The sequence below is a fragment of the Meridianimarinicoccus aquatilis genome (assembly GCF_004358675.1).
GTDB lineage: Bacteria > Pseudomonadota > Alphaproteobacteria > Rhodobacterales > Rhodobacteraceae > Meridianimarinicoccus > Meridianimarinicoccus aquatilis.
In genome coordinates, this window is the sequence record NZ_SMZO01000028.1 from 1 (window position 1) to 12133 (window position 12133).

At 54.9% G+C, this 12133-nt stretch carries 10 protein-coding genes and 1 pseudogene; 9 read left to right on the top strand and 2 right to left on the bottom strand.

Annotated features, from left to right (window positions below; genetic code table 11):
• Positions 1-150: 150 nt before the first annotated feature.
• From E2L05_RS12590 to serC, 8 genes and pseudogenes are all read left to right on the top strand, one after another.
• Positions 151-303 (top strand): annotated as a pseudogene (locus E2L05_RS12590) (transposase domain-containing protein); the annotation flags it as partial.
• Positions 304-813: 510 nt separating this feature from the next.
• The gene (locus tag E2L05_RS12595) at positions 814-1791 is read left to right on the top strand and encodes a LysR family transcriptional regulator (RefSeq protein ID WP_133343260.1); all 978 of its coding nucleotides are present in this window, start codon (positions 814-816) and stop codon (positions 1789-1791) included.
• Positions 1792-2014: 223 nt separating this feature from the next.
• Positions 2015-4450 (top strand): GcvT family protein, encoded by a 2436-nt coding sequence (locus tag E2L05_RS12600; RefSeq protein WP_133343261.1) that lies wholly within the window; start codon positions 2015-2017, stop codon positions 4448-4450.
• Between the two features lie 134 nt (positions 4451-4584).
• Positions 4585-5343 (top strand): electron transfer flavoprotein subunit beta/FixA family protein, encoded by a 759-nt coding sequence (locus E2L05_RS12605; RefSeq protein WP_133343262.1) that lies wholly within the window; start codon positions 4585-4587, stop codon positions 5341-5343.
• The gene (locus tag E2L05_RS12610) at positions 5343-6266 is read left to right on the top strand and encodes an electron transfer flavoprotein subunit alpha/FixB family protein (protein WP_133343263.1); all 924 of its coding nucleotides are present in this window, start codon (positions 5343-5345) and stop codon (positions 6264-6266) included. Before E2L05_RS12605 ends, E2L05_RS12610 begins: the two co-directional genes overlap by 1 nt.
• Positions 6263-7180 (top strand): bifunctional 5,10-methylenetetrahydrofolate dehydrogenase/5,10-methenyltetrahydrofolate cyclohydrolase, encoded by a 918-nt coding sequence (locus E2L05_RS12615; protein ID WP_133343264.1) that lies wholly within the window; start codon positions 6263-6265, stop codon positions 7178-7180. The genes E2L05_RS12610 and E2L05_RS12615 overlap by 4 nt, the downstream gene beginning before the upstream one ends.
• A 14-nt stretch (positions 7181-7194) precedes the next feature.
• Complete coding sequence (purU, locus tag E2L05_RS12620; protein WP_133343265.1) at positions 7195-8079, top strand: formyltetrahydrofolate deformylase; 885 nt, start codon at positions 7195-7197, stop codon at positions 8077-8079.
• Positions 8080-8233: 154 nt separating this feature from the next.
• The gene (gene serC / locus E2L05_RS12625) at positions 8234-9424 is read left to right on the top strand and encodes a 3-phosphoserine/phosphohydroxythreonine transaminase (RefSeq protein ID WP_133343266.1); all 1191 of its coding nucleotides are present in this window, start codon (positions 8234-8236) and stop codon (positions 9422-9424) included.
• Between the two features lie 49 nt (positions 9425-9473).
• Here serC and E2L05_RS12630 read toward each other — a convergent pair whose 3' ends face one another.
• Positions 9474-10235: a sterol desaturase family protein gene (locus E2L05_RS12630; RefSeq protein ID WP_133343267.1), complete on the bottom strand. Its 762-nt coding sequence runs from the start codon at positions 10233-10235 to the stop codon at positions 9474-9476.
• Positions 10236-10460: 225 nt separating this feature from the next.
• Between E2L05_RS12630 and E2L05_RS12635 the strand changes: the two genes are divergently transcribed.
• A complete protein-coding gene (locus tag E2L05_RS12635; protein WP_133343268.1) occupies positions 10461-11159 on the top strand; it encodes an RraA family protein in 699 nt (232 codons plus the stop codon).
• Between the two features lie 146 nt (positions 11160-11305).
• Here the strand turns inward: E2L05_RS12635 and E2L05_RS12640 are convergent, their stop codons facing one another.
• Positions 11306-12034 carry an Npun_F0296 family exosortase-dependent surface protein gene (locus E2L05_RS12640; RefSeq protein WP_133343269.1) on the bottom strand — a complete coding sequence of 243 codons (729 nt, stop codon included), beginning with the start codon at positions 12032-12034 and terminating at the stop codon, positions 11306-11308.
• Between the last annotated feature and the right edge of the window lie 99 nt (positions 12035-12133).

Below are 12133 nucleotides of genomic sequence, written 5' to 3' on the forward strand. Positions count from 1 at the left end.
CCTTCGAACGGAAAGTGGCTTAAACGAGCACCTGGAGCAGCACAAATACGTGACAGGTCCACTGCAGGATCGCCCAGTTGGTGGCCTGGTGGCTCATCGCGCAGCCCTCCCAAGACGAGATCGTGAACCCTCGCACGCGCGATGACTGTGATTGAAAACGCTAAGCTGAACGGTCTCGACCCGCTGGCCTTTCTGGCTGACATTCTCGACCGCATCCACGATCACAAGATCAATAGGCTGGATGAGTTGCTGCCGTGGAACTGGTCGCCGGTGGCAGCCGCAATAAGCAATCAAGCCGCGTAGGCTGCAGTGTCAATGAGGCGGTTACGTATCAGGCGCGTTTAGCGCTTCTGTCAGGTGAGCGACCTTGGTGCGATAGACAGTGGCCAATCAACACAGACCATCCTTTGGTTCGGGCGTGGAAAACTTCTCTTCTGCTCGTTCACAGCTTCATTTTGCAGTTGCGCGGATAATCCAGGTATCCCGGCTGAAAGGATTTCCAAGGTTAAATTTTACATAAGAGCGATTCCTGAGCAAAGCTTGTATCCCTAGGCACGTTCTTTCTTGAATTGCGTCAGTGGATTTCTTTCTGATGTACATCAAAGGTATGGGATGCGAAGAGTATGCCCCGAGTAGAACCTGAATGAACGTATTCTAGCGAGGATGCTTGCTGAGCGTCGCTTTATCAAGTGCTGTAAACTGGAATCCCAAGTGAAACCGCGCGGCATTGTGAAGGCCGAATTAATTCGAAGTATTATTGCGATCAGATAGGATTTATGGTGGCGCTGCACGCCTATCTGCAAGGTCCGCAAGATGCCAAGAACATCACCTTCCAAAGACGTAAGTCTTAAAGCCCTTGAGCTTTTTCAGATCTGTGCGCGGAAAGGCTCTTTGCAAGCAACCGCCAGCGAAGCGGGCCTGTCAATCAGTACCGTCTCTCACCACCTGCGCAATCTCGAAGACCATTTGGGTGTCGACCTGTTTAATCATACCCGCCGCCCCATGATGTTGACCCCTAAAGGTCAGATATTTTTGCGAAATATTGACGACGCTCTGCTGTCCATTCGCAAAGCGAAGGCAGAGGCCTCCGCGGGGAGCGTTGCTGAAGCCAGCTACATGCGGATCGGAAGCATCGAGGACTTGGACAGTGATATCACGCCAGAATTGGCGGTTTACTTGTCTAAAAAAATGCCTGAATGCGATTTTCTCTACTACACTGGTTCGAGCAACAGCATCATTGGAATGTTGCGTGATCGGCAACTGGACATTGGCGTGTCGATCCGTCCGCCCGAGCGCCTGCCAGACTTGCACGACCGGCCACTGTTCCGCGATCCTTTCGTTGTTGTCCTACCCGCCAAGACGGAGTCCTCGCTTGTGGATGTGGTCGCGAACAAGAGCAAACTGCCATTTCTGCAGTTTTCAAGCGATCTGATTATCGCGCAACAGATTGAAGCCCAATTGCGCCGTCTTGGCGTCACGCTTCCTAACCGATTTGAATGCGGGAATAATCAGATTTTGATGGCAATGGTCGCCGCAGGCGAAGGTTGGACCATCACAACACCTTTGCTTTTTTCGCGCGCGCAGCGCTTTCATCCGCGACTTCGAATGCACAAATTTCCCGGTAAGAGTTTTTCACGCACATTGGCGCTGATGACGACACCAGATTGTTCGCAAACCATTGTCGATCTGGTCGAAGTTCAAATGCGCACATTGATCCAAGATCACGTGATCTCGCCTTTTCATGTCACTACACCGTGGCTTCGGAACCATGTGAACTTGATCGATAGATAGCCCCTGCCCCCCTGAAAGCGCGCCAGAGGCCGCGACGACTGTGGGGCTGTGGGTCGGGCCGCTTATCACATACCGCCGCTTTGATAGGCGATTTTCACGGTTTTGAAACCTCGTTATCAAGGTTTAGAATTGCGAATTCTACTTTTTCGCAAACACGCTGGCCCGCGTTGCGTTCGGTCTGAAAAGGGCAAAATCGTTCGTGGAAATTGAAGAGGTGCTCCCTATGAAATCGCGGACGAAAGTAGTCGTTATAGGTGGTGGTATCGCGGGCTGCTCGGCTTTGTACCATCTGACGCAAGAAGGCTGGACAGACGTTGTTCTGGTAGAGCGAAATGAGCTGACATCGGGTACAACTTGGCACTCTGCCGCTCAGGTGACCAACTTTGGCGGGAACCAGACGATGGTCGGTTTGAAAACCCATTCCATCAATCTGTACCAAGAATTGGCGAATGACCCTGATTACCCGATCAACTATCACCACGCAGATGGTGGGATCCGTTTGGCCAATACCGAAGAGCAAATGCAAGGGTATCGCCATTTTGCCTCTATGGCACGTGGCATGGACGTCGACTTTGAAGTGATTGATGCGGAAGAATGCGCGCGGCGTCACCCGTTGATCTCTACTGACAATCTTCTGGGCGGTCTTTGGGATCCGCTCGACGGCGACATCGACCCGGCGCAGCTGTGCCAGGCGTTGGCGCGCCGTGCCCGTAAAGCCGGCGCCGAAGTGTACCGGAACACTCCGGTAACCGCGCTGACCCAGCACAAAGATGACACGTGGACTGTACACACCGAACACGGCGATATCGATTGCGACATCGTCGTCAATGCGTGCGGTTATCGCGTGAACGAAGTCGGGGCCATGATGGGTGTGCATCATCCAGTGGCCTCTATGGAACACCAGTATTTCCTGACCGAAGACATCCCCGCCATCGTCGACTCCGCCCGTCGAATGCCGCTTTTGCGTTGCCCGATCAGCGACTATTATTGCCGTCAGGAGCGCAACGGCTTGTTGGTTGGCTTTTATGAGCAGGATTGCAAAACTTGGGGAATGGACGGGATCGACCCGAACTTTGTCAACGCTCTGTGCCCAGATGATCTGGACCGGGTCATGGATGTTCTCGAAGGGGCATTTGAACGGATGCCTGCCCTGCAAGAAACCGGCATCCGATCCATCGTTAACGGCCCGATCACCTACACAATTGACGGCGCACCGCTGGTTGGCCCGATCCCCGGCAAACGCAATGCATTTTGCATTATCGGCCTGCGCGCGGGTTTGGGCGAAGGTGGCGGCCACGGTTGGTTGTTGGCACAGCAGATCGTTCATGGTGAAGCCTGCTATGACACATGGTGCATCGACCCCCGTCGTTTTACGGGCCACACCAACGTTGAGCTGACCGCTCTGAAATCCATTGAGGACTATCAGAACGAATTTCGGTTTCACTTCCCCCACGAACACCGCCCTGCGGGTCGGCCGGCAAAAACCACGCCCATCACGCCGATCCTTGCGGCTGAAGGGGCTGAGTTCACCGTCGTCAACGGCTGGGAACGGGTGGACTACATCAAGCCTTCCCCAGATTTTCATCCTTCGCTGAGTTTTCACTTCGATGAAGCGTTTGACGTGGTCGGCGCGGAAGTGAAGAACGTGCAGGACAACGTGGGTCTGTGCGAAGTGAACGGCTTCAACCGGTTTGAAATCACCGGCGCGGATCGCCACGCATTTCTCGACCGGATGTTTTGTGGGAACGTCACGAAACGCGATGGCCGCGTTGGGCTTGGATATATGCTGAACCACCACGGCATGGTGAAGGGCGAAGCAACGGTTGCAAACATTCCCGCATCTGACCGGGGGCCTCAGCGGGTTTGGTTCGGGTCTGCCGCAGCGGCCGAGTATCACGATATGGACTGGTTGACCCAGCACCTGCGCGACGATGAAGACGTCCAGATCAAGAGCTTGACCAACGACCAAACGATCCTTGTGTTGGCAGGGCCAAAGGCGCGCGATGTTCTTCAAGCCACCAGTCGTGCCGATTGGTCCAAGGAAGCCTTCCCATGGCTGTCTGTGCGCGAATGCTTCATCGGCTTTTCACCTGCGACCGTCTTGGGCGTCAGTTTCTCGGGTGAACTGGCCTATGAAATTCACGTACCAAACGCATCACTTTACGCCGCGTATCTGGCGCTGCGCGAAGCGGGCAAAGCCCATGGTCTGAAACTGTTTGGTGCCCGCGCTGTTGAGTCGATGCGGATGGAAAAGGGCTTCATGCACTGGAAAGCCGATCTGATCACTGAATTCGACCCGTTCGAGACATCCCTGGATCGCTTCATCAAAGTCGAAAAAGACGATTTCATTGGCAAGGACGCTTTGGTGAAACGGCAGGCTGACGGGCTGCGCAAGAAACTGGTGAGCCTTAAAATCGATGCAACCCATGCACCGGCACAGTCCGGCGATTCCTTGATGATGGACGGCAAAGTTGTCGGCACCATCACGTCCGGGGATTGGGGTCACCGCACCGGCCTGAATTTGGCCTATGCCTTTGTGGACCCGCACTTGGCCGCGACCGGCAGCATCATGCAGTTGGATTTGTTGGGGGATTTGGTCGGCGCAGAAGTGATCGACGCGTCGCCCTATGATCCCTCCTACGCCCGCATGCGCGCCTAAGCTCAATCTGGCCTAACCCAAACAAAGGGCGCCTGTGCATCGCCGCCCCGCCTTTGCACTGATGTCACTCTCGCGGTCTTTGGACCGTGCGTTGCGACATGGCTCTTTAGAAAATCGCTCAAGGAATTGTGGAAATGAAGGTCCTGGTACCGGTTAAACGTGTCATCGACTATAACGTAAAAGTCAAAGTGAAAGCCGATCAAAGCAGCGTTGATCTGGCCAACGTCAAAATGTCGATGAACCCTTTTGACGAGATTGCCGTCGAAGAAGCGCTTCGCCTCAAGGAAAAATGCATTGCGACAGAAGTTATCGCAATTTCCATCGGTGTGAAGAAATCCGAAGACGTGCTGCGCCAAGCGTTGGCCATGGGTGCGGACCGCGCCATTCTGATCGAAGCTGCCAATGATGTTCATATGGACATTGAACCTTTGTCCGTTGCCAAGCTTCTTGCCAAAGTGGTTCAAGCTGAAGAGCCGGGCCTGATCCTGGCGGGCAAACAAGCCATCGACAACGACATGAATGCTACGGGTCAAATGCTGGCTGCCCTGCTGGGTTGGGGCCAGGCAACGTCGGCGTCGATGTTGGAAATCACAAACGGGTCCGCGCAAGTAACCCGCGAAGTTGATGGCGGGCTTCAAGTGGTCAACGTGAAACTGCCCGCCATCGTGACCTGCGATCTGCGGCTCAATGAACCACGCTATGCGTCCTTGCCAAACATCATGAAGGCGAAACGCAAACCGCTTCAGGCTATGACCCCTTCCGACTATGGCGTCGATGTAGCGCCGCGTCTGGTGATCAACACGACAGTTGAACCCCCAGCACGTGCAGCCGGCGAGATCCTTGGTTCTGTTGATGCGCTTGTGTCCAAACTCAAAGAAGTTGGAGTTGTTTGATGTCTGTTCTTCTGATTGCCGAAATTTCTGGCGCTTACATCGCACTCAGCGCAACGGCCAAAGCTCTCAGCGCGGTCGCCCCGCTTGGCCCCGTGACAATCCTTGCTGCTGGCGACGGTGTCGATCCTGCGCCGCTCGCCGCGCTGGACGGGGTCGCCAAGGTGCTGCACGTCGAAGGTGCGGATTACGGCCACCAGATGCCGGAGTCCTTTTCGGAGCTGATCTTGTCGATCGCGCCCAACTTCACCCACATCGTTGCGCCGGCAACAGCAGCGGCGAAAGCCATACTGCCTCGGGTTGCGGCCCTGCTTGATGTGATGGTGATTACCGACGTGACAAAGCTTGAAAGCGCGGACACCTTTGAACGCCCGATCTATGCCGGCAACGCGACCCAATCTGTCACGTCCACAGACCCGATCAAAGTTCTGACCATCCGGACCGCCGGATTTGATGATGCCCCCGCTGCCGCCGCCGCCCCGATCGAAGGCGTCGACCCGACGACTGGGTCCGATTTGTCCAACTGGGTCGAAGACCGCGTCGTCAAGACTGATCGCCCTGAACTGACGTCGGCCGGTGTTGTGGTGTCTGGCGGGCGCGGTGTCGGCTCGGAAGAGAACTTTGCAATTATTGGGGCCTTGGCAGACACACTGAACGCAGCTGTTGGGGCGTCTCGCGCTGCGGTTGATAGCGGCTATGCTCCGAACGATATGCAAGTTGGTCAGACCGGCAAGGTTGTGGCCCCTGATCTGTACATTGCGTGCGGGGTTTCTGGCGCAATCCAGCACCTTGCGGGCATGAAGGATTCAAAGGTCATCGTTGCGATCAACTGCGATGCAGAGGCCCCGATCTTTCAAGTCGCGGATTACGGATTGGTCACCGATCTGTTTGAAGCCGTGCCAGCATTGACCGAGCAACTCAAATGACAGCGCGGATCATTGACGGTCGAGAGCGCGCACACCGGTTACGCGCAAAGATCAAGGACACGGTTTCAAGCTTCAAGCAAGACGGCCTTGGCACGCCCGGTTTGGCGGTCGTGTTGGTGGGGAGCGATCCAGCCAGCGAAGTGTATGTTCGCAGCAAATTGCGGGCCACGGAAGAAGCGGGAATTCAGAGCTTTTCTCACCACTTTGAAGACACGGTTACACAAGCCGATTTGCTTGCTTTCGTCGAAAGGCTCAACACGGACCCGGCCGTGCACGGGATCTTGGTGCAACTTCCACTTCCCGCGCATATCGACAAACTCGCTGTGATCAACGCTATCGCACCGGACAAGGACGTTGACGGATTTCACCTTGAAAACGTCGGTCGTCTGGCAACGGGCCAACCGTCTTTTATCCCCTGCACTCCGCTTGGTTGTCTGATGCTTTTGCGCGAAGAATTGGGTGATTTGCGCGGCCGCGTCGCCACCATTGTCGGGTGTTCCAACATCGTCGGGCATCCGATGGCTGAGCTTTTGTTGAAGAACGAATGCACTGTGCTGATTGCGCATGAATACACCCGCGACACAGGCGCGTTGGTGCGGCAGGCGGATATCGTCGTCGCAGCGGCCGGGGTGCCGGGCTTGATTAAGGCCGATTGGCTGAAGCCGGGCGCTTGCGTTATCGACGTTGGGATCAACCGCGTGGCCGCCCCGGAAAAAGGGCTGGCTGATGACGGAGCGCCCAAAACCAAACTGGTTGGTGATGTTGATTTTGCAGCGGCGCTTGCCGTCGCAGACGCCATTACGCCTGTGCCCGGCGGTGTCGGCCCAATGACCATCGCCTGCCTTTTGCTGAATACCGTAGATGCGTTCTGCACCCAAGCCGGACGCGCCAAACCGGCTTGTCTTGCCGCCTGAACTGGACCTGATCGATGACCAAATTCTGCCTCACAGTCACCTGCGCCACCAGCCGTGGGATCGTCGCTGCAATTGCCACATTTTTGGCTGGGAAAGATTGCAACATCACGGACAGCTCGCAATACGACGACGTGGACACTGACCAATTCTTCATGCGCGTCAGCTTCACCGCGCCCGACGGAGTCCGTAAGGAAGACTTGGAAGCGCAATTCGTCACCATCGCGAACCCTTTCGCAATGAACTTTGCGTTCCATGATGAAAGCGTGAAGATGAAAGTTGTCATCATGGTAAGCCGTTTTGGGCATTGCCTGAATGATCTTCTTTATCGGGTTCGCATCGGTGCGTTGCCCGTAGAAGTCGTTGCGGTCATCTCGAACCATATGGATTATCAGAAGGTTGTCGTGAACAGCGACATCCCATTTCATTGCATCCGCGTGACGCCGCAGAATAAACCGGAAGCCGAAGCCGCAATCATGAAAGTGGTCGAGGAGTCAGAGGGCGAGTTGATCATTCTCGCTCGGTACATGCAGATCCTGTCAGACGAGATGTGTCAGAAAATGTCGGGTCGGATCATTAATATCCATCATTCATTCCTGCCCTCTTTCAAAGGGGCAAACCCTTACAAGCAAGCCTATGCGCGAGGTGTGAAACTGATCGGGGCCACGTCCCATTATGTTACTGCCGATCTGGATGAAGGTCCGATCATTGAACAGGACGTCGTCCGCATCACTCACGCGCAGAACCCCGAGGATTTCGTGAACCTTGGCCGAGACGTCGAAAGCCAGGCGCTTGCCCGAGCCGTGCATGCCCACGCAAACCATCGGGTCTTTCTCAATGGCAATAAGACCGTCGTGTTTTCGGCGTCGCCGGGCAGTTATAGCTCGGAGCGGATGGGCTAGTTTCCTGAGCGCACGGCACCAAGGCGTTTGGGGCCCAAAAGCTGAAGGTTAAGGCAAAGACGCTGAACGACCGCTGCTACGATCCCCCGATCGCAGACACTCTGTGAGGGTAGCTTTAGTTCGATGACTGGACTTGTTTTTAAAGGAAGACCGAATGACGATCGTGGACGCGAAAATCCACCCTGCCCTCATGGGTTCGCTAAGTCCGAATGTGACTGTAGACGAGGTTATCAACTTTAGCCCGGGTCCGACGTCACTGCCTGCGGCCGTCGAAAAGACGATTGCAGATAGTTTCCAAACGCCCGGATTGACATCGCTTGCCTTGTCGCACAGATCGCCCGAGTTCTTGGCGATCCTCAATCATGCGGCGGCATCGGTCAGATCGGTGATGAGCATCCCGGACGACTATGAGGTGTTGTTCATGCACGGCGGCGGCCATGGCCAGTTTGCGGCCGTGCCGTTGAACTTATGCCGCGATCCGTCTGACATAGCGACATATGTAATCAACGGGACGTGGTCGCTCAGGGGCAAGGATGAAGCCCAAAAGTATTGCCGCGCGCAGGTCGTTGACGGGTCTGATCCGGAAACAGGCGCATATACAAGCTTCCCGGACCTGACCGAAGCCGACATTCACCCAAACAGCAAATATGTGTATTTGTGCTCGAATGAGACGGTTAATGGGATCGAGCTTCATAGGTTGCCAAAGCTGCCGGACTCGCGTCGGCATATCCCGTTGGTCATTGACGCCAGCTCTGATTTTTCAACCAAGCCTATTGATTGGGTGAACAGCGGCGTCGGCGTTCTGTTTGCGTGTGCATCCAAGAACATTGGCCACCCCGGACTTACGCTTGTTGTTGTGAGAAAAGACCTGATTGGCACGGGAAAAGCATCGCCGCTGTGTCCAGGTGTGTTCAACTACACGACAAACCGGGACGCAGAAAATCTTTGGAACACTCCGGCAACGTTCAATATTGAAGTCGTGGGTCACGTCATGGACTGGATTCAGCGCGAGGGTGGCGTGGACGAAATCGAGTGTCGCTGTATCGCCAAGGCTAAAGCGCTGTACGATGTCATTGACGGATCCAGCGGGTTCTATAGCACGCCTGTCACAAACAAGTCCCAACGGAGCCGAATGAACGTTCCGTTCAACATCTGCGGTGGTGATGAGGACCTAACCAACCAGTTTCTGATCAGGAGTTGGGAAAAAGGTATGATCGGGCTGCGCACACTTACACCCTTTGGCGTCGGGGATCACCTTCGCGCGAGCTTGTACAATGGGGTAACCTTGGAGCAGACCCACCACCTGGCGACGTTCATGCGCAGGTTTTGTGAGAAGTACTCTTGATCAAAGGATTTGTTAGGTCATGCTGGCTTATTAGAACGCTAGGGTTCGTTCAGAACCGGGGCCGTACCATATCGGTCCAGATTTTGAACGGGCGCAGCAGCGTTCTTGCAAATGCAGCATCGCTGGTCAGTGTTGGGGTTCCCGTCGGCGGAAACTCAGAGGTTTGGGGCGCATAGTACGTTCCGAACAAGATATCGAAAACGGGAAAAACCTGAGCAAAGTTCTTGTCACGATGGTTCGGCAGGTTCGAATGGTGGATACGGTGCAACTGCGGCCCAACGACAACGGTCGTCAGGCGACCAAGGCTCAAATGCCAATTTGCATGGCTGAACATCAAGAAGAATGTCGCAAGAGCGGCGGCCAGGACCAACCCCTTGGGGTGATAGCCCAGAATGAACAACACAGGTGCATGGATCACCAGCGTTTGAATCGGATAGTCGAGCCAATAGGTACGATAGCTGGAGAGCACGTTGAGTTCGCTGTCGGAATGATGCAACTCGTGCAACGCCCACATGCTGCGAAATCGGTGCTGCGCTCTGTGATACCAATAGAACATTAGGTCAGCCGCCAACACATAGGCGACGGCATAAACCAATGTCGCCAAGACACCAGTTTCGTCGCGCAGGCGCGGCGAGAGCGGCAGCAGGTAAAAGACCCAAGCCGAGATTGTTGCTCCGACTCCCAAAACAAGAGCCCCGTAGCAGATGTTGCGCACACGCCCGGTAAGCCCCTGCCCGGCCTGGGCCGGGTGGACGTATTCGAAGAACCCGAAGACGACGAAAAATACGCCGATCATTGCTGCTTCAGACATGAAATCCCCGCAAAACTGACACAGCCTGATAGTGACTGGCGAACAAGAACCCTCAATCAATTTACGAACCAAGCGCACTCACATTCCGCAGTTTGCGCCAAAACGAAGAAGTTTACAGACCCTCCAGCAAATCAAGATTAATCATAGGTGGGTAACTGGGATTGATTGCGGCATTCCCAGAAGTGGTGCACCATTTCCTTTCCGAAAATGGGATGGATTACGACTATGATCGAAGCGCCGCCACCGCTCACTATCAAGACCACCTTTCGACGGCCAACAGACGCCCAGATTTCTGCGTTTCAAGGGGTTCCGACGGGTTTTGTCGTAGATGCCCTTCTGGGCGGCGGCGCTCTTTCATCCAGTATACAGCCGGTTGGGGGCGGGCGCGACATAGACTGCGTTGCGGCTGGACCCGCTTTAACAGCGGACTGCGGTGCCGGTGATGTTTTGGCGTTATTCGCGGCGCTGAAATTTATTACACTTGGCGATGTGGTCGTTTCATCTTTCGCGGCTCACACCGGATGCGCTGCTGCTGGGGATCGCTTGGTCGGCATGATGAAAAACAATGGGGCCGCCGGTTTTGTCACGGATGGTCCCGTCCGAGACTACGTTGGTATCGTCCCCGTTGGGTTGCCTGTTTGGTGTGTTGGTCTGACGCCAGCCTCGCCGCACATGTCGGGTCCGGGTACGATTGGTTTTCCGGTGCAAGTTGGCGGCCAACAGATCGAAACAGGGGACATGATAGTTGCCGACCGCGATGGCGTTGTGGTGGTACCCTTCGCAAAAATCGACGAGGTCATCCTCAAGCTCGCCCATATTGCTGAGCTTGAGGCGGATTTGGATGCCAAGGTCGCTCAAGGGTTGAAAGTGCCGAGTTGGGTTAAAGAGTACTTGAAAAGCGAGAGCACTGTTCGAAAAGACTGAAAGCGTTTGAGGCTCAAATCTGTTTTGCGCCGATCGCGGGCTTTGGCCAGCTTGCAAACTGGCACCTGACCAATACATCTACGCGTTCGCGAAAAGTGACCGTGGGGCCGGGACGTTTGAACGGCCCGACCCAATCCGAATTGATTTCATTTGATGCGTGAGCGGCGCTTCACGAATGCGATGGCAGCGACGCCGCCGGCCAGCAGAGCAAACGGTGCAGGTAGTGGAACCGGAGCAGGCGATGGGTTGATGTTCGTTCCTTTGAAGCCTGTGTAGCTTTCGGCGATGGTGTGGTTGTCGGATTCGAAATTGCCGCCCGAGAAGACAATGGAATCAAAGCTCATGTCTGAGAAGATGTTGATGAACGCAAACGGTTCATGGCTGACTTTTCCCAGATACCCTTCGTTCGGGTTTCCATAATAGGACTCTGGGTCTTCTGCGTTGGTCTTGATGAACGAAACAACGTCATTGGTGTTGAAAGAGAAAATGCTTGAACTTCCGCTGAGCAGCTCAACTTGATTGCCACCGCTTCCGGCGGACCACCAGAAGCCAAGGTAGGTGGCCGGGGTGTTCAGGGTCAGTGTCGATCCAGGGGTGTTTTGTACGTAAAAATACGGCGTTTCTTCTGCGCCGCCATATACGTTAGCCTTATTAACCTGGCCAGCGCTATAAGTCCCAAGCACTGAGGTGTAACCGGACAGCTTGCCAAGCGCGACGCTGTCAAAGGTTTCAACCGCAGATCCGGTTGCACCAATGCCTGCAAGGTCTGCGTTCAACACGCCTGCGTCTTCGATTGTTACGGTAACTGATGCGGCATGAGTTACGACCGGTGTTGCAATGACCAAGGCAGCCAGCAGAGTGTTCAGGATCTTCATGGTACGTCCCTCGTTCGGATTTTTGCGTTGACCTAGAAATCCCATAGTTCGTTAATTTGTGCAGTCCCCACATCGGGATAGACCAACTCTAGGAAGTAT